Here is a 17,947-nt window from a genome sequence, read left to right on the forward strand (position 1 = left end):
AATAGATGATTGGTCCTCTCGGTATCCATCGGTTTCCACCCCTTCATTAAAAATCTACATTCATTATAACCCGAATTTCAGTAACTAAAACAGTTTTACGCATTCTTCACATAATCCAAACACTTTTGCTCACTAATTCACAATTTAGACAAGATTATGCTCAATATTGAACAAACTACTTGAAAACGACCTTGTGAAGGATTACACTAAGTATATCAAACGAATGTGATATTTATCACAAACAAAAACACAAAGGAGACTTTACCCATGAAAGTAGCAGTCATCGGATGTACACACGCAGGAACAGCAGCAGTCAAAGAACTCGCTTCGCAACAAGACGTCGAGATTACCGTTTATGAGCGGAATGACAATGTATCGTTTCTCTCTTGTGGAATCGCGCTTCACGTCGGTGGTGTCGTCAAACATGCGGAATCACTTTTCTACTCATCACCAAGTGAACTCGCTGAACTCGGCGCTGAGATGCGTCTGAAACATGATGTGCTTGAAATCGATAGTGAACGCCAAACGATCGTTGCGAAAAACCTCATGACTGGTGAAGTCGTTTACGATACGTACGATAAACTCATCATGACGACAGGATCATGGCCAATCATTCCGATGCTTCCTGGCATCGAGTTGAATCAAATCGAGCTCTGTAAAAACTATCACCATGCTCAAACAATCATTGAAAAAGCGACAGAAGCACAACGGATCACAGTCGTTGGTGCAGGGTATATCGGTGCTGAACTCGTCGAAGCGTTTGAAGCATACGGAAAAGACGTCACGTTCATTGATAGTGCGGATCGCATTCTCAACAAATACCTCGACCGCTCATTCACTGACGTCATCGAACGTGAATTGACAGACCGTGGTATTCGTCTCGAACTCGGGCAAACCGTCCAAAGCTTCAAAGGGGAAAACGGCGCTGTGACAAACGTCGTCACAGACAAAGGAACGTTCGAAACGGATCTCGTCATTCTCTGTGTCGGTTTCCGCCCAAGTACGGAACTCTTAAAAGGACAGGTCGACATGCTACCGAACGGTGCCATCATCGTTGACGATTATATGCGCACAAGCAACCCGAACATCTTTGCTGCTGGTGACAGCTGTGCCGTCTATTATAATCCAGCTCGGACACATGCCTATATTCCACTCGCAACGAATGCTGTCCGGATGGGAACATTGATCGGTAAAAACTTGCGCGCACCAAAAATTCGCTACCAAGGAACACAAGGCACATCAGGTCTTCGCTTATATGATTTGAATATCGCATCGACTGGTTTGACAGAAGAAGCGGCACCCTTGTTCGGACTTGAAGTGAGTAGCACAACAGTCACAGATGCGTATCGCCCAGAGTTCATGCCAACAGCAGAAGACGTCCAATTGAAGCTCGTCTTCGAGACAGCAACCCATCGTGTCGTCGGTGCACAAATCATCTCAAAAGTTGATTTGACACAAGCGATGAACACACTTTCTGTCGCCATTCAAAATGATATGACACTTGAAGAACTCGCTTTCGTCGACTTCTTCTTCCAACCGCACTATAACAAACCATGGAACTTGCTGAACCAAGCAGCTCTGCAAGCAATGAATGAGCGTCAATCCGCTCGTGTCTAAGCGCATTACACGATAAATCAAACAAGCAACGGATCACCGTTGCTTGTTTTAGACTGAAGACAAAGCGCAATTTTTCTCTAACGAGAAGGATTGCGCTTTTTTGTTCGTCTCGAATCGTTTTCCTGGGACAAGCATCGCGCCGCTTCGCTTCACTGCAGGGTCGCTCCTGCTTGTTTTTTCCTAGGAAGCGATTTCGAATGAAAACCCCAGTTATGTCGTCTTTTTCTCCGATTCAGTCTCAAATAGATGCTGCCAGTCTTGATACGGCATCGTGCCGTTCACCGTTTTCATGTCAAAGCGTAACGGTGCAATCAATTCGAGCGAATTGCCATCCGGATCCTCGAAGTAGATCGCCGCGTGCGCATGTGGATGGTTATCGAGAACAAGCGGTTGATCGGCTGCCGCTACACCAAACGCAGATCGAACGGTAATGCCCCTCTCCTTTAACCAGTCCTGTGCTTTATCGATATTTTCTTGCTCCATCCGAAACGCAACATGTCGAATCGACGGATGATACGGTAACTCAGCTTGACCAGCTTTCCATAGCCCCAACCAACTCTTACCGTGCTCGATCCAAAAGAAAGCGACGCGTTCATTTCGGAACGCACATGCAAGTCCCAATTTTTCATAAAAGGCAATCGATCGTTCGAGTTCTTTAACCGGTAAATGAGCTTCATACAGTCCAGCAATCATCTTCTTCACACTCCTCTTTTTCTAGTGTAAACCATCAATTTCCAAATTTGCTACCATCAGAAACGTTTAATCCGACCTGTTGAGGGAACATACACCCTATACCAAAACCAACTTTCAGGAGGAATGTTTACATGGCTGCATCGAAAAATCCGTTAACCCAATACTTCAATGACGATTTCCCAAAACAATATCAGGACGCACCAGCGGTTCAAGCAAAAATGGAACCTGTTCCCGATTGTGGAGAAGAGAGTTATAAAGGCTCTGGCAAATTGATCGGCAAAAAAGCACTGATTACGGGTGGCGACTCCGGCATCGGCCGAGCAGCAGCAATCGCCTACGCTCGTGAAGGGGCTGACATCGTGCTCAACTACTTACCAGAAGAACAACAGGATGCTGAAGAGGTCAAAGCACTCGTTGAAGCAGCGGGACAAAAAGCATATCTCTTACCTGGTGATTTAAGTGATGAATCGTTCTGTGGACAACTCGTCAAAGAAGCACACGAATCGCTCGGCGGGCTCGACATTTTGGCACTTGTCGCTGGTAAACAACAAGCCGTCGAAGATATTCTCGACCTGTCGACGGAGCAACTACGCAAAACATACGAAATCAACGTCTTTTCCCTCTTCTGGGTCGTCAAAGCAGCCTTGCCACTCTTGAAAGAAGGAGCTTCGATCATCACGACGACATCCGTTCAAGGATATAACCCAAGCGCGAACCTCTTGGATTATGCTTCGACGAAGTTTGCTATCAACGGTTTCACACGTGGACTCGCTAAACAAGTCGCGCCAAAAGGAATCCGTGTCAACTCCGTCGCACCTGGTCCGATTTGGACACCGCTTCAGATTTCAGGTGGTCAACCGAGCGAGAACATTCCAGAGTTCGGGCAGGAAACACCACTGAAACGCAGTGGTCAACCGGTCGAACTATCAGATGTCTATGTCTTCCTCGCTTCAGACGCTGCGAGCTATGTCACGGCGCAAATCTATGGTGTCACAGGCGGAATTGAATTGGCATAAGGATTGAATTTCGACAGGATAGCTTCGGCTATCCTGTTTTCGCTTGTCTTAACGGGATATCAGTTGCATCACCGGGTACCATTTAGTCTAATGAAAGTAATAACGATGAAGGAGTGAATCAGATGACTGAAAAAGAAAAGATGATTCAAGGGGAACTCTACTTAGCACAAGATCCGGAACTCGTAGCTGACCGTATCCGGGCACAATCGCTCTGTTATGAGTTCAATCAATTGAGTGTCCATGATGGGACTAAACGGAAGGCACTTCTTCAACAATTATTCCAGACGGAGCAAGCCGACTTTTACATTGAACCGACCTTTAAATGTGACTATGGCTACAACATTACGTTAGGGGCTCGCTTTTATGCCAACTACGACTGTGTCTTGCTCGATATTTGTCCGATCACGATTGGCGACAACTGCATGCTTGCTCCAGGAGTACATATCTATACTGCGACCCATCCACTCGATCCTGTCGAGCGCAACAGCGGTTATGAATTCGGAAAACCGGTCGCTATCGGAAATAATGTCTGGATCGGTGGACGCGCGGTCATCAATCCCGGTGTGACGATCGGAGATAATGCTGTCATCGCCTCAGGAAGTGTCGTCGTTAAGGATGTACCGGCAAACAGCGTCGTCGGTGGAAATCCGGCTCGAATCATCAAGACGATCTAATTCTCATCAAATTCTAATCTGTTCCTCAGCTTCCTTTCACGTGGTCTGGTTATTCTATGTATAAGAACAACAGCCACTACTAAAGGAGGACATCATCATGACTGAAAAACGAACAAATAAAGGGAATAAACGTTTCAAAAAAGGAATCGCTACACTTGCCGTAACGGGTACAGTCTTAACAGGAGCCGGCGCGTTCCTCCTCTTTACAGGTCCAGGACACTCTCTCGTCAACTCGACGGTCACCACTTCACAGCAGGCAGAGCAAAAAGTCGAAGCTGCTTCGCGCCAAGTCGAACAAAAGCTTCCAGCTTCGATGCGTGACGATCAGGAACTCGAAGGCACATTACAGAAACTATCGGATCGTTCAATGACGATCGACGTCAACGGTGACACTCAGACGTATGACTTTGCTTCGTCAGTCGAACGCGAAGCCGTGCAAGAAGGCGATTGGGTCAAAATCGATCTGAATGCGAATCAGCAAATCACGGAACTGGAGCGAGAAGATCAAGACGATCGGAATGACCGAGAAGACGATGGCAATCGCTCAGATGATTCATCAGACGATGCGAATGAACGATACGGCATCCTTCGTGCCCTATCACAAAGTGAATTGACACTCGAACAAGATGGGCAAGAGACGGTTTACGCGATTGCGGATCGTGCGGAACGTGATGCTGCGAAATCTGGGGATATCGTAAAAATCGAATTGAATGCAGACGGTCAAGTCCGTGAAATCGACAGCGAAGATGACGACGAGGATCGTAATGCTACACGCGACGAAGACCCTGACGATGCACGGGAACAAGAAGTCCGCGGCACGCTCGCTAAAATAACGAATCAAGAGATCATCATCGAACAAAACGGTGCACAAAAGTCATACTCTCGTGCATCAAACATGGAACAAGATGATGACGTCCGAGTCGGTGGTTCCGTCAAACTTGAGTTGAACGCGTCAGACGAAGTAACAGAAATCGATGAATAATCATTAAAGGAGGATGTTTATGCCAACCACCATCTTAATCGTTGAGGACGATGCGAAAATCGCACGCCTCCTTGAACTCGAACTCCAATATGCCGGGTACGCGACACGTGTCGCCTCTAACGGAAAAGATGGTCTCGCTGCCGCTGAGCATTCGGTTGATCTCGTCTTACTCGACGTGATGATGCCGGAGCTGAGCGGCTTCGAGGTGTTGCGCAGGCTCCGCGGAAAAGGCATTCATGTCCCCGTCATTATGCTAACGGCACGTGGAGAAGTTTACGATAAAGTCGCAGGACTCGATCTTGGTGCGAATGATTATGTGACGAAACCGTTCGAGATGGAGGAACTACTTGCCCGGATCCGGGCGTTACTCCGCACTCCGGCTTCAACGAATAACGCATCGCGCACGTTACAGTTCGCTGATCTTGTACTCGACCTTGATCGACACGAAGCATTTCGCGATGAATTGCGACTCGATTTGACACCACGTGAGTTCGAACTCCTGACGTATTTACTCGAAAACAAGGAACATGTCCTGACACGCGAACAAATCTTAAATCGCGTCTGGGGGTACGATTACTTCGGCGAGACGAATATCGTCGACGTCTACATTCGTTACCTTCGGAAAAAAGTCGATGCCCACCCTCCTGCTTTGATTCAGACCGTTCGTGGGGTTGGTTATGTGCTGAGGGAGGCGAACCCATGAAGCTTCGAACGAAACTTGCTTTATCCGTCACCGCCTTTACGACACTTTTATTGTTGCTTTCGTTCATCGTCGTGACCTTCGTCGTCCGCAATCATTTGATTGAATCGCGTTATACCCAACTGGAACAGGCGGAGGAATTGATGGAGGATGATTCATCAGTCCGGGCATTGTTGACGCTTCATGAGGATTCCGTCGTCTTATCGAACGAAGATGGACGATGGGTCATTTCAAATGATGAAGATGATGACGACTCGTCTACCGTTAACGGAGATGTACAAGCAAGTGACCTACCCGGTATCCCGCGTTCGAACGAACCTTTCAAATCTGGTGATTGGTTCGGTATCGTCTATCAGGATCAAGCCTATTTGTTCGAAGATGAAAGCGTCGATGATACGGTCTCGACACTCGTCTTGACCTTCACCATCGTGTTGGTCGTCGGAATCGTCATCGCGTTCATCAGTAGCTTCTGGATTGCATATCAGACGCTCCGCCCGCTCAGGCAACTGAATGATACGATGCAACGGATCTCGTCTTCTGGAACGCTTGAGACTGTGCAGACCGAACGCGATGATGAAATCGGTCGCCTCGGTCATGTCTTCAATCAGATGATTGGGCGTGTCGATCAGACAATGGAACAACAACGGCAGTTCGTCGCCGATGTCTCGCATGAGATGAAGACACCGCTGACCGTCATCGAAGGGTATGCGCAATTATTGAAGCGATGGGGCAAAACGAAGCCGGACGTCCTCGATGAATCGATTGAAAATATCTTACAGGAGACGCATGCGATGCGGACGACCTTGATCGAGCCCATGCTCGAACTGTCTCGTCTCGGTTATGAAGAAACGTCTGTCGAAGAGATTGACTTAGCCGAGCTTGGGAGCGAACTCGCCGATCGGATGTATCACGCGACAGGGACAATCATCCCTGTTGATGCCTCTGGAACGATCCGGGCGAATCGCGAAGCGGTGCTACGCATCTTGACGATTTATATCGATAACGCCCTGAAATATGCCACTTCTCCTGAATTACATCTGCGCAAGGAGCGACTTGCTGTCCTTGACCGCGGGACATCTCTAACGAACGAAGAACGTGCCCGGTTATTTGACCGGTTTTACCGACTTGATGCAGCACGCGATCGTTCAGGAAGTGGGCTCGGATTGTCGATTGCCGCTGCACTTGCGACGACTCACCATTTTCAGGTCGGTAGTGAAGCGCGTCAGCCAGATGGCAGTTGTTTCTATCTGATTCCCGAGCAGTCTAAATGAAACTTTTTCTACATTTGTGTCGTACACTTAAGGAAGAACGTCACATGATGAAAGAAGGAATTTCACGATGGCTAAAAAACGTTGGGGTGGACTTGCTGTTGCCGGCGCCTTTCTCTTAACGAAAGGAAAGGTCATCCTTGCCTTATTAAAATTTTCGAAGTTTGGAGGCACTCTGATTTCGTTCGGAGTTTCGCTTCTCTTTTACGCTCAAGTATTTGGCGTCTGGTTCGGAGTAGGATTACTCTATCTCCTATTCATTCATGAGATGGGACATCTACTCGCTGCGAAACGACTCGGTTTTAAAACGGGTCCCGCGATTTTCGTACCGTTCATGGGAGCCGTCATCGGAATCAAAGATACGTTCCGGACACCAAAACAAGAAGCGATTCTTGCGTACGGTGGACCACTTGCGGGTCTTGTGTCCCTGATTCCGCTTGCGATCGGATACGCTGTGACCGGAAATGACTTTTGGCTCGTCATCTTCCATCTCGGGGCTTTGTTGAATCTCTTTAACCTACTTCCCGTTAGTCCGCTTGATGGTGGACGGATTCTTGCGGGACTTCCGATCATCGTTTGGGTTGCGGGTCTTGCTGCCTTGATTGCTTACGGCATCACGAACTTCAGCTTGATTCTGCTCTTGATCGCTTTCTTCGGCGGTAGTGCTGTCTGGAAACGGTATAAGTTCGCAAAACAATATGAAGCGAACCGATCGACCTTGATGTTATACCGTGCTGCACGCGAACGTGTCTTACGCGCAAAAGCGGAACAAGAACGTGCAAACGCGGAAGTCGCTCTTGCACCGGAAGTGGAGGAAGAACAAACGGTCGAAAGTACGTACGACCCGATTGCTTGGTCACTTCGTCTCGATTTACAAGATTTGCGACAAGCGAGTCCGGAAGAGGCACGTCAGGAAGCGGACGATCTGTTACGGTATCAATATGATGCTGCGAACGACTACGATGCGTTGTTGCGACGAATCGATCAGCGGATTGAGCCGCTCCGACTCGCTGAAGAGTCCGTCCAGTATCACCAGATGCCGAAAAAACAACAAACGATCACGCTCCTTGCTTACTTGGCGCTCGGTGCCATTTTATTCATTGCTTTCGAGTACTCGAAAGGGTACTTGCCTACACCATCTTAAAACGAGTTCCATCGGATGCGCTTGATTGCGCATCCTTTTTTTATAAGACGAACACATTGACTAGAGTGATTTCTTGCATCTCTTCATAGAAGCGACTACTCTGAGTAAAACCCTACTTACCACTTGTCTAAAAAAGGAGGCTCTCCTTCCATGAATAAAAACACTGCCCGTTTGGGTGAAGCACCTATCAACCAGCTCTTACTTAGTCTCTCCTTGCCGGCAATGGTCGGGATGCTCGTCACGGCACTCTATAATATCGTCGATACGATTTTCGTCGCTCAAGGCATCGGTACGGCTGCCGTTGCCGCTGTCGGAATCGCTTTCCCCGTCCAGCTCGTGTTGATGGCAATCGCCAACTCGATTGGGATCGGGGGGGCTGCGATTGCGTCACAACGGCTTGGTCAAAAACAGACGGATGGTGCCAGTCGTGCTTATGCGAACGTCTTGATAGCAGTTTTCTTCATCAGTATGCTCGCCATCATCAGTGCTTTCATCTTCGTCGAACCGTTACTTCGTCTCTTTGGAGCGACAGATGAAATCATGCCGTATAGCATCGATTTCTTACGCGTCCTCTTGATCGGATCTCCTTTCTTCATGTTGACGATGGCGTCGAGTGCAATGTTACGCGCAGAAGGACGCGCGAACTATCAGATGCGCGTCATGCTGACGACGGTTGCCATCAACATCGTCCTGACACCTCTGTTCATCTTTGGTCTTGATTGGGGCATCCAAGGTGCTGCACTCGGAACAGTCGTTGCGCAAATCGTCGGTGCTGCACTTGTTTTCCGATTCTTCTTTACGAAACGTCGGCAAACGGGGTTAACACTCGATCGGAATGCTTTCAAACCCGATTTCCGTTTAACGTTTCGGATGATGCAAATCGGATCATCGTCGTTCATCATGCAAGTCTCCCAATCGATTTTGTTCATCACCGTCAACCACATGCTCGTCCGGTACGGTGGTACGACGGAACTAGCGACGTTTGCGGTCATCAATAAGTTCATGGCGCTCGTCGGTATGCCAATCATGGGGATCGTGCAAGGGATGCAACCGATCGTCGGGTATAATTTCGGTTCTCGGCAATTTAGCCGGATGTCGCTTGCCATCAAGTTGGCAATCCGTTACGGCTTATCGTTATCGATCAGCTTGTGGTTACTGATTCAATTGTTCCCTCGCTTCTGGGTCGGCTTGTTCACGGAAGAAGCAGCACTGCTGCAGGAAGGCTCGAGTGCGATGCGCATCTTATTCGCTTTATCGTTCGTCTATGGGATTCAAATGATTGTCAACGGGATGTATCAATCGCTCGCCAAAGCGAAAGTCGCTTTATTCTTATCCTTGTCACGCCAAACGTTATATACGATTCCACTCGTTTTGATCTTACCCCTGTTCTTCGGTGTCAATGGTGTCTGGTTCGCTTTCCCGATTGCTGATGCGATGGCTGTCTTGACGGCCCTTGTCTTCGCCTATAAAGATCGCGTTCTATTATTTAAACCGGAGGAGTACGTCGCAGAGGAACAAAAAGTCGCCACCGCGAAGTGACTGGAATGGATATCAGATCATCTGCCTTGCAGATGGTCTTTTTTAATGGACTTCTATAATACGAACATGTATTCTGTTACTAGTGAATGACAGAAAGGAGTCTGCTGCATGTATACATTAGCGATTGACTTTGAAACGGCAAATCGGAATAGCCGAAGCATTTGTGCGTTTGGTTGGTCCGTTCTCTCCAACGGTCGCGTCACGGAGAGTAAACAGGTCTTAATCAATCCAGAAGAGAACTTCGATGCTGGAAACATCCGGGTCCATGGAATTCGTCCGAGTGATGTCTTCGATGCACCGACGTTACCTGAAGCGATGGAAACACAGGGCTTATACGATTTAATCGCAGGCGCTCAACTGGTCGTTGCCCACAATGCATCATTTGATATGGGGGCGCTCCAGAAAGCGATTCAAAAATACGATATGTACCAGATGCCCGCTTTCACCTACGGCTGCACGGTCAAATTATCCCGCAAACTGTATCCGTGGTTGCCGAACCATCGATTGAATACGATGGCTGAATTCCTCAACGTCTCTTTCCAGCACCATGACGCGAAAGAGGATGCCTACGTCTGTGCCTTGCTCCTAAACGATATGTTGGAACGAACGAATCTACAGGATCCGGTCTCCTTGCATACGTTTTGTGGCGTTCGGATGGGACAGGTTGCCTATTAATAAACAAAAAAATTGTAGACAACAGGGCTGACTCCAAAAAATGACGCATCTTTTCACGCCCTTTCCTCAGGCGAGACACAAGCCAGTTTTCCCGCTCTATTCGAGCAGGAAACGGGTCTCGTTTGTCTCTGACAGCGCATAAATGCGCTTTTTCCTGTAGGAGTGGCGTGTAACGCGTTATTCTTTTTTATCTAGAAGAAGGATCCGAGACGCGTTTTGTTCACTCGACATCGCTTCCTAGGGAAAAACAAGCAAGAGCGACCCTGCAGCGAAGCGAAGCGGCGCGATGCTTGTCCCAGGAAAACGATGCGAGACGAACAAAAAAGCGCAATCCTTCTCGTTAGAGAAAAATTGCACTTTACCTTCAGTTTCAAAGCACTCTAGACACGAGATCTAGAGTGTTTTTTGATGCTGTTCTATTATTTGCTTGTTTGTTTGATCGGGAACCAGCCTGGACGACTTGTGATGCCTGCCCATAATGCATCTGGAACGACGAGTTCTGCTTGTGCTTCTGGATCAAGTTCTGTCCGGATTGACGCAAGGTCACCCGCTTCGACTTTCTCAACCCACTTCGGTTCCATGATCAGTTCACGACCGAGAGCGATCATTGGAACGACAGCCAAACCTTGTTCGACTTCGTCCGCTGTGTGCAGCGATCCGACACCGATGACAGGTACTTGTTCGCCAACACGTTCTTGGACGAGCGTGATTGGTGATGTCGTTGCATTTTCGTCACGAATCGAACCTGCGAAGAAGTCCATCACGGAAACGTGCAAGTAATCGAGGTCTTTTTTCGCCAGCTCATCGACGAGGCGCATCGTATCATCGAGTGTGATTCCTGGATTTTCGATCTCTTCTGGAGAGAAACGGTATCCGACGATGAACGAAGGATCCTGTTTCGCGACAGCTTCGACTGCATCCACGACCGCTAATGGGAAGGCGAGACGTTTTTCTAAGCTACCGCCCCATTTGTCTTCGCGACGGTTTGAGTGTGGTGAGAAGAATTGTTGAATCAAGTACGTGTTCGCACCATGAATCTCAACACCGTCAAATCCAGCTTCCATCGCACGACGTGTCGCCTGACCGAATGCTTCAATGATTGCTTCAACTTCTTCCGCCTCTAGCGCACGAGGTGTCATTGCTCCTTCACGTACAGGTGCGACAGCACTTGCACTGACTGTTTGCCCACCGACGAGTTCTGGTGGTGCCATACGACCAGCGTGGAAAATTTGTAAGATCGCTTTTGCGCCTTTATCTTGAATCGTTTTTGCGAGTCGCTTCAGACTTGGAACGAGATCGTCACGATGCGCACCGAACTCATTCGGGAATCCTTGACCGTCTGCTGTGACATTCGCACATGCTGTAATGACCGCACTGACGCCGCCTGAACGTTCTGCATAGTACGCGAGTTCCGCATCCGATACTTCGCCGTTCTCTTGTGCTGCATAGTTCGTCATCGGTGCCATCAAGACGCGGTTTTTCAGCGTCACACCGTTTGGTAATGTAAATGGTTCAAACATTGCTTGAGTTGCCATGAGTGAAGTGCCTCCTCTAATTTCTTGAATTGAATATCGACAGTATACGCTCGTCTTCCTCCGAATAGCTACTGATGTGCTTACGCGATGTGTCACTTGCGAATCGCTTTACGACGACCACCCGGCCACCACCAGTTCCAGTGACCAAATAGTTTCATCAGTGCGGGGACGAGTAGCATCCGGACGATTGTGGCATCAATAAAAATCGCAAGCGCGATACCGACGCCAAGTTGTTTAATTGGACTGACGCCCGTGAAGGCAAACGCCCCTGTGACGACGATCATGATCAAGGCAGCAGACGTAATGATCTTACTCGTCTTCGCAAGCCCCATCTCGGTCGCATAATCGTTATCGCCTGTCTCGTCATAATATTCTTCCATTCGCGAGACGAGGAACACTTCATAATCCATCGATAAACCAAAGACGAGTGAGAAGATGAAGACCGGTGTCAAAATGCCGATCGTCTCCTGCGGAAGAACTGCGCCGGACTCAAACAAGATGACGAGTAATCCGAATGTCGCTCCTAGACTAAGCAAATTCATTAGAATCGCCTTGATTGGAATCAAGATGGACCGAAACGCAATCAGCAGAATGATGAATGTCGCCAAAACGACGACACCGACTGCTAGTGGGAGTTTCGATTCAATGGCATCATAAATTTCCTGATTGAAGGCTGCCGGTCCCCCGACAAGATAACCGTCCGCCTGCATCTTTCGCACCCAGTCTTGCGAAGCAGCATCGCCGGGATCTCCTTTTAAGTTAACATCAATTCGTGCTTGGTCGTTCTCTGATAGAAATGCCGTCAAAGCTTCGCGCCCGGCCGGAACAGCGAGTAACTGTTCGAGCGGAATCTGTTGCTGTTCGGCGATCGTTGCGGCGGATACGACGGAGCGTACATCGGGATCCGACTCGAGTCGAATCGTCACATCTTCGATTTTTTCTCGTCCCACCTCTGAGGAAGCATCAGCAGACAAGATGAGGACGGCATCCGTTCCATCGTTCCCGAATGTTTTTTCCCACGACTCAAAAGCGAGACGCGACGGATAGGATTCCGGTAAAGCGGTCGCTTGCGGAATATTCAACGACAAGTCACGTAACGGCAATAAACAAGGTAAAAGAAGCAATAAAGATAGAATCGTTACTGCGACCGGGCGCTTCATGACGAAACGAGCGAGGCGGCGCCAACGATCTTCACTACGACCTGCTCGTTGCCGGAAGAGTCGCCCTTTTTCTAGCACCTTCCCGAAAACGATCAATAGTGCCGGTAACAATGTCAATGCACTGATGACGGCCCCAAGGACCGAAACGAGCGTCCCGATCGCGACAGCACGGAAGACATCAACATCAATCAATAACAATCCGGCAAGTCCGACGAATACACAGATTCCAGAAAATAAAATCGAGCGTCCTGCCGTCTCGACCGAACGAATCGCCGCCTTCCGAATATCTTGCCCGTCCTGCCGTTCTTCGCGGAATCGATTGACGTATAGCAATGAAAAATCAATTCCGAGTGCTAGGGAAATCATCGCAACCGCATTTAAGACGAAAATCGATAACTCTTGTTGTCCGGCAACGAAATAAAGAACACCGGCACCAAAGACAAAAGTGACGAGTCCCATGATCAACGGTAAGATGGCGGCAACGGGTGTACCGAAAACAAGTAGTAAGACGATCAAGGCTGCCGGAATTCCGATCAACTCAGCTCGGATGAGGTCATTTTTTGACGCTGTATTCAAATCATCGACGACGACTGGTTCACCCGTTAGTCGAATCGTCCCGGTATCATCCAGTTGACGCGTGACCGCAGCTGCCCATTTCGCATCAAGTGTTGGTACACCGACCGTCACGTATCCCTTATCGTCACGAATCGCTCGCGGATTTTCGACGGGACCAATGACGTTCCCGACGCCATTAATATCACGGAAGCGCTCGACATGTTGCATCATCGTTTGTCGTAGATTCTCTTGATTTTCAAATAGAACGATGATCGTATGCGGATCCTGACCGAAGTCTTGATCGAGTACTGTCTCGACGCGTTGAAAATCACCGTCACGCGTAAATCCGTTTCCTTCTAGCCGATCGGGTAGTTGATAAGCGAAATATCCAAGCACGACGAGCAGGATTGCCCAAACAATCAACACTCCTCGAAAATACGTACTCATCAGATGACCAAGCCGTTGCATGATGCGTCCCCTTTCTGTATAAACGTACAAAAAACATCCTTCTTGCTGAAAAGCGAAAAGGATGTTTCATTACGTCTTTTGAAAAATTTGAACCCATGTGTTGCCGAATGTCGCCGATGTCGACACGATCGCAAGACGTCGCGCCTCTTCATCGAGTAACACACTTTTGAGTAAAACGGAGGAATGGCATCCCTCGAACTTATATTTCAGCTGACTCTTCTCATACAAGTAAAAGCGAGATGAATCGGTGATCGAAAACAATTGGTGCCGGTGGTCAACGAGCGAGTACTCCGCGTAATCCGAAAAAGGAATAATCGATTCCTGATTCGTCGCGGCATCCCAAATCACATACCGTTTTTGTAGATCATCATAGGAGATGATCGTCGTAGGTGCGATGAACCGTTCGAACGTCAAACGTGTATCATATCCTCGCTCAATCAAGCGTCCGAACAACGGTGCCTCTTCATAGTTTGAGTACCGCCAGTCCCCTGTTTGAACGTTCACGCAGACAACATCCGTTTCTGCCGAATATAGGAAGATCTCATCGTCTTGCCACAAGAATAAATTACTGAACCACGCTTCGGAAAAAGCAGCGGGTCGCTTGATATAATCTAAATGCCCTTGCTCTAAATCTAGTAAACCAAAATAAGCTGACTCTTCAAATACGATGAACAATCGCCCACCGCCTGGCTCAATGTACCAGGAGAATGGAACATACGCACATGCTGTTTCCCATAGTGGTCTTAAATCCGCATCACATTTCATAAATCCGTGGCGATCTCGAAAAAGAAGCAAATCCTCCCCGATTCGATCGAACAGTGAGACGGATTCATGGAGTAACAGCTCTGCAGCAGGTTTATACATATGCATCACTTCCTACTTCATACGGTATCAACCTTCTCAGTTTCTCGCTACTATTGATGCGCTCGACTTGCACCTCCTGTTATACTAGCCTCATGGAAAAAGGAGGACGAACACGATGAAACCTTTACAATTATCAGCAGAGACGGCTGTCGAACTCGCAAAACGTCTGAACGTACCACTTGAACAACTGATGCATATGCCGCGCCATATCTTGATTCAAAAGCTCGTCGAACTCGAGCAAGAACAAGCGAAAACGGAATCTGATTCGTCTAGCGAATCGGAATCTTGAGTAAAAAGCCTCTTTTCCAATGATGGAAGGAGGCTTTAATCTTCGTTTAAGATTGTGGATGATAGTCGGATTTACCGTAACGGAAGACATTGATGATTGCTTTTCCGTCACTCGGATAACCATTCGGATGATCGATCGGGAAGAGGGAGAAAAAGACGAAATAAAACGAGAAATACGCAAATTGGTACGTAAAAATCGATGCCTCGAACACGCCGGCATAAATAAGACCATTTACGACTAAGATACTCACTAAGTTCGCGATCGATCCACCAGCGTAGACCATGATATTAGCAAACTTCGTTTCGTGACGTAGTGCCTCATATTGACACCATCCATCCCAAAAATAGATACGATTTAAACGAATCGGTCCGACACGGAGTAACGATTTTCCAGAACCGATATTGATCTCCATGTTTCCACCGAACAATCGGGCAAAAAAGTAATGCCCCATCTCATGAATCAATGTCACGATAGGCAACAATAAAAAGAACGACAAAAAGAATTTCCATAAATCCTCGAAACCAAACATACGCCGTACATCCTTTCATAAAAACAACATCCCATATACTACTTAAGAGGTTTTTTCCCGAAAGGTGACGCTTCAAACAAGGTTTCGATGAATTCAGGCAAGTCAATTTCATGACAGGCTGACATCGGACTGTCATCCACGTAAAAAAGGACGAAGCCATCTTGCGCTCCGTCCTTTTTGATTTAATCGGTTTTCTTACGACGTTTGTTCGCTGCGTACAACAATCCGATGATCGTCAAGGCTGCACCACCTGCTACCGCATATTTCTTGTAATCCGCTTTTCGTTCGGCGATAACCGTCGTCGTCAATGCTTGGACGACCAACTGTTTCTCTTCATGCAGTCGTGGTGCGTGCAACTTAACGGCACCCGACTCCACCAACACCTCGAATTCACCGTTTGGCAATTCAATCGTGATATCCTCTTCCGTCGCATTATGGTAGACACGCTGCCGTTCGATGTATCCTTCATAGGTTCGTTTCAGTTCAAAGGCAATGACACCTTCCCCTTCTTCGAGGAAACGAAGATGCTTCTTGATCATCGCTGCGTTTGCGAGACGAAACATCGGATACTGACGACGGAGGGCAATCAATCCTTTGACGTACTCGACGGCCGGACGCTCTGTTTCCGCCCGTTCATAATCGAGACGATTAACGACCTCTCCGGCATTGAAGCTGTCACGAATTCCGTCCTTCGTCCGGAAGAACTCTTGTCCGGCATGGAGGAACGGAATGCCTTGCCCCGTCAAGATGATGGCATTCGCGAGCATTTGCCGTTTCCGACGAGTCTCTTCCGTATCCTCAGGGCGAGACACCGTTAACTTATCCCAAATCGTCAAATCATCGTGCGCTTCGACATACGAGACAACCTGATTTGGCTCATCGGCAAATCCTTGTGAAGAGACGTTACCGGCGATTCCCCGTTTGACTTCACTCGTCCGGTCGAATGCCCCACTGATGAAACCGCGGTCTTCCGGCGTTTGGACGTCGCCTTTGACCCCGTCCCGTAAACCGTTATTGAAGTGAGCGATTCCTGGCATCTTCGGTGCGTTGAAATAGTTCGCTTTTTCTTCCGGATCAAGTGGCGTATCGAGATCCCAGCCTTCACCGATGATCAGAATCGATGGATCGATCCGATCAAGTGCATGACGTACCTGATTCATCGTCTCGACATCATGCAGTCCCATCAAATCGAATCGGAAACCATCCAGATGGTACTCTTTCGCCCAGTACGTCACACAATCGAGAATGAACTTCCGCATCATCAGACGTTCAGATGCGGTATCATTCCCACAGAAACTACCGTTTGACAAGCTACCATCCGCCTCTTGACGATAGAAGTAGCCAGGAACGAATTGACCGAGCGGAACCGTTGCTGCATCATACGTATGATTGAAGACGACGTCCATGATGACACGGATCCCGCGATCATGTAACGCTTGTACTAATTGCTTTAACTCAAGGATCCGCGTTCGTGGATCATCTGGATTCGATGAGTACGAACCTTCCGGCGCAAAGTAGTTCACCGGATCATACCCCCAGTTATAGTTATCCGGGTCGTTCGGCGCTGTCTCATTGACTGAGCCAAAATCATAGATCGGCAGTAACTGGACATGCGTCACACCAAGATCCGCTAAATAATCAAGTCCTGTCAATCCGCCATTTGGTGTCCGTGTCCCTGCTTCCGTCAGCCCAGCGAACGTACCACGTGCGACGACACCACTAGCCGGATGACTCGTTGCATCGCGTACATGTAATTCATACACAACTGCGTCTTGCGAAGAATGGAACAGTGGGCGTTCTTCGATCCATCGTTCAGGTGTCACACTTGTCGGGTCAATTAACGCACCGCGTTTTCCGTTCGTTCCGACGGCTTTCGCATACGGATCGACCGCCTCGACTTTTTGTCCGTTGATGCTCGCTTGAAACGTATAGAAATAACCTTCATATGCTGCTCGATCGAGTTCAACGACGTACGTTCCCCGTTCGCCTGCCATCATCTCGACCTCTTCGACTTTTCGTGCGCGTAGTGTCTTGTAGAGACGAATCACGACACGTTCTGCCGTCGGCGCCCATAAGCGCACGCGAATCGCCGTCTCTGAGAAGGTCGCTCCTAAATCATTTCCACTATAGGCAAATCGCTCATCCAGTTCTTGCGGTGTGAGCGTCAACATGTCTGCTGTTTGTTTCAAAGCTAAGCACCCCTTTCATTTCATGGTTTTTATTATAACAAAATTTCAAA

Annotated in this window: 16 protein-coding genes; 10 read left to right on the forward strand and 6 right to left on the reverse strand. The window is 48.3% G+C overall.

Features of this window, described 5'->3' with window-relative positions:
* Nucleotides 1-267: 267 nt before the first annotated feature.
* The gene (locus U719_RS15170) at nt 268-1,617 is read left to right on the forward strand and encodes an FAD-dependent oxidoreductase (protein ID WP_023469655.1); all 1,350 of its coding nucleotides are present in this window, start codon (nt 268-270) and stop codon (nt 1,615-1,617) included.
* A 210-nt stretch (nt 1,618-1,827) separates the two neighbouring features.
* On the opposite strand, the gene U719_RS15175 is transcribed toward U719_RS15170, so the two are convergent.
* The gene (locus U719_RS15175; RefSeq protein WP_023469657.1) at nt 1,828-2,310 is read right to left on the reverse strand and encodes a VOC family protein; all 483 of its coding nucleotides are present in this window, start codon (nt 2,308-2,310) and stop codon (nt 1,828-1,830) included.
* A 131-nt stretch (nt 2,311-2,441) separates the two neighbouring features.
* On the opposite strand from U719_RS15175, the gene U719_RS15180 reads away from it, so the two are divergent.
* The 8 genes from U719_RS15180 to U719_RS15215 all read left to right on the forward strand — a co-directional run bounded on the left by U719_RS15180 (nt 2,442) and on the right by U719_RS15215 (nt 10,308).
* Nucleotides 2,442-3,326 (forward strand): SDR family oxidoreductase, encoded by an 885-nt coding sequence (locus tag U719_RS15180; protein WP_023469658.1) that lies wholly within the window; start codon nt 2,442-2,444, stop codon nt 3,324-3,326.
* Nucleotides 3,327-3,448: 122 nt separating this feature from the next.
* Nucleotides 3,449-4,000, forward strand: coding sequence for a maltose acetyltransferase domain-containing protein (locus tag U719_RS15185; RefSeq protein WP_023469659.1), 552 nt, complete (start codon nt 3,449-3,451; stop codon nt 3,998-4,000).
* Nucleotides 4,001-4,097: 97 nt separating this feature from the next.
* Nucleotides 4,098-4,982, forward strand: coding sequence for a hypothetical protein (locus U719_RS15190; protein ID WP_041255226.1), 885 nt, complete (start codon nt 4,098-4,100; stop codon nt 4,980-4,982).
* Nucleotides 4,983-5,001: 19 nt separating this feature from the next.
* Complete coding sequence (locus U719_RS15195) at nt 5,002-5,685, forward strand: response regulator transcription factor (protein WP_023469660.1); 684 nt, start codon at nt 5,002-5,004, stop codon at nt 5,683-5,685.
* Nucleotides 5,682-6,953, forward strand: a complete 1,272-nt coding sequence (locus U719_RS15200; RefSeq protein ID WP_023469661.1) for a cell wall metabolism sensor histidine kinase WalK — start codon at nt 5,682-5,684, stop codon at nt 6,951-6,953. Before U719_RS15195 ends, U719_RS15200 begins: the two co-directional genes overlap by 4 nt.
* A 67-nt stretch (nt 6,954-7,020) precedes the next feature.
* On the forward strand, nt 7,021-8,094 hold the full coding sequence (locus U719_RS15205; protein ID WP_023469662.1) for a site-2 protease family protein: 1,074 nt from the start codon (nt 7,021-7,023) through the stop codon (nt 8,092-8,094).
* A 150-nt stretch (nt 8,095-8,244) separates the two neighbouring features.
* Entirely contained in the window at nt 8,245-9,633 is a 1,389-nt protein-coding gene (locus U719_RS15210; protein ID WP_023469663.1) for an MATE family efflux transporter, read from the forward strand.
* Between the two features lie 108 nt (nt 9,634-9,741).
* Entirely contained in the window at nt 9,742-10,308 is a 567-nt protein-coding gene (locus U719_RS15215; protein ID WP_023469664.1) for a 3'-5' exonuclease, read from the forward strand.
* A 419-nt stretch (nt 10,309-10,727) separates the two neighbouring features.
* On the opposite strand, the gene U719_RS15220 is transcribed toward U719_RS15215, so the two are convergent.
* The 3 genes from U719_RS15220 to U719_RS15230 all read right to left on the reverse strand — a co-directional run bounded on the left by U719_RS15220 (nt 10,728) and on the right by U719_RS15230 (nt 14,890).
* Complete coding sequence (locus U719_RS15220; protein WP_023469665.1) at nt 10,728-11,843, reverse strand: NADH-dependent flavin oxidoreductase; 1,116 nt, start codon at nt 11,841-11,843, stop codon at nt 10,728-10,730.
* 92 nt (nt 11,844-11,935) lie between these two features.
* Nucleotides 11,936-14,026, reverse strand: coding sequence for an MMPL family transporter (locus U719_RS15225; protein WP_023469666.1), 2,091 nt, complete (start codon nt 14,024-14,026; stop codon nt 11,936-11,938).
* Nucleotides 14,027-14,095: 69 nt separating this feature from the next.
* Entirely contained in the window at nt 14,096-14,890 is a 795-nt protein-coding gene (locus U719_RS15230) for a hypothetical protein (protein WP_023469667.1), read from the reverse strand.
* A gap of 115 nt (nt 14,891-15,005) precedes the next feature.
* Here U719_RS15230 and U719_RS16700 point away from each other — a divergent pair, with 115 nt between their 5' ends.
* On the forward strand, nt 15,006-15,179 hold the full coding sequence (locus U719_RS16700; RefSeq protein ID WP_023469668.1) for a YycC family protein: 174 nt from the start codon (nt 15,006-15,008) through the stop codon (nt 15,177-15,179).
* A 46-nt stretch (nt 15,180-15,225) separates the two neighbouring features.
* Here the strand turns inward: U719_RS16700 and U719_RS15235 are convergent, their stop codons facing one another.
* Both U719_RS15235 and pulA read right to left on the reverse strand, forming a co-directional pair.
* Complete coding sequence (locus U719_RS15235; RefSeq protein ID WP_023469669.1) at nt 15,226-15,708, reverse strand: site-2 protease family protein; 483 nt, start codon at nt 15,706-15,708, stop codon at nt 15,226-15,228.
* A 182-nt stretch (nt 15,709-15,890) separates the two neighbouring features.
* The gene (gene pulA, locus U719_RS15240) at nt 15,891-17,897 is read right to left on the reverse strand and encodes a type I pullulanase (protein WP_023469670.1); all 2,007 of its coding nucleotides are present in this window, start codon (nt 17,895-17,897) and stop codon (nt 15,891-15,893) included.
* Nucleotides 17,898-17,947 lie beyond the last annotated feature (50 nt).

This window comes from Exiguobacterium sp. MH3 (genome assembly GCF_000496635.1).
GTDB lineage: Bacteria > Bacillota > Bacilli > Exiguobacteriales > Exiguobacteriaceae > Exiguobacterium_A > Exiguobacterium_A indicum.

What these genes read in the sequence shown, in the direction of transcription:
- U719_RS15170 (WP_023469655.1), top strand. Translation starts at nt 268, where the DNA reads ATGAAAGTAGCAGTCATCGGATGTACACACGCAGGAACAGCAGCAGTC.
- U719_RS15175 (WP_023469657.1), bottom strand. Translation starts at nt 2,310, where the DNA reads ATGATTGCTGGACTGTATGAAGCTCATTTACCGGTTAAAGAACTCGAA.
- U719_RS15180 (WP_023469658.1), top strand. Translation starts at nt 2,442, where the DNA reads ATGGCTGCATCGAAAAATCCGTTAACCCAATACTTCAATGACGATTTC.
- U719_RS15185 (WP_023469659.1), top strand. Translation starts at nt 3,449, where the DNA reads ATGACTGAAAAAGAAAAGATGATTCAAGGGGAACTCTACTTAGCACAA.
- U719_RS15190 (WP_041255226.1), top strand. Translation starts at nt 4,098, where the DNA reads ATGACTGAAAAACGAACAAATAAAGGGAATAAACGTTTCAAAAAAGGA.
- U719_RS15195 (WP_023469660.1), top strand. Translation starts at nt 5,002, where the DNA reads ATGCCAACCACCATCTTAATCGTTGAGGACGATGCGAAAATCGCACGC.
- U719_RS15200 (WP_023469661.1), top strand. Translation starts at nt 5,682, where the DNA reads ATGAAGCTTCGAACGAAACTTGCTTTATCCGTCACCGCCTTTACGACA.
- U719_RS15205 (WP_023469662.1), top strand. Translation starts at nt 7,021, where the DNA reads ATGGCTAAAAAACGTTGGGGTGGACTTGCTGTTGCCGGCGCCTTTCTC.
- U719_RS15210 (WP_023469663.1), top strand. Translation starts at nt 8,245, where the DNA reads ATGAATAAAAACACTGCCCGTTTGGGTGAAGCACCTATCAACCAGCTC.
- U719_RS15215 (WP_023469664.1), top strand. Translation starts at nt 9,742, where the DNA reads ATGTATACATTAGCGATTGACTTTGAAACGGCAAATCGGAATAGCCGA.
- U719_RS15220 (WP_023469665.1), bottom strand. Translation starts at nt 11,843, where the DNA reads ATGGCAACTCAAGCAATGTTTGAACCATTTACATTACCAAACGGTGTG.
- U719_RS15225 (WP_023469666.1), bottom strand. Translation starts at nt 14,026, where the DNA reads ATGCAACGGCTTGGTCATCTGATGAGTACGTATTTTCGAGGAGTGTTG.
- U719_RS15230 (WP_023469667.1), bottom strand. Translation starts at nt 14,890, where the DNA reads ATGTATAAACCTGCTGCAGAGCTGTTACTCCATGAATCCGTCTCACTG.
- U719_RS16700 (WP_023469668.1), top strand. Translation starts at nt 15,006, where the DNA reads ATGAAACCTTTACAATTATCAGCAGAGACGGCTGTCGAACTCGCAAAA.
- U719_RS15235 (WP_023469669.1), bottom strand. Translation starts at nt 15,708, where the DNA reads ATGTTTGGTTTCGAGGATTTATGGAAATTCTTTTTGTCGTTCTTTTTA.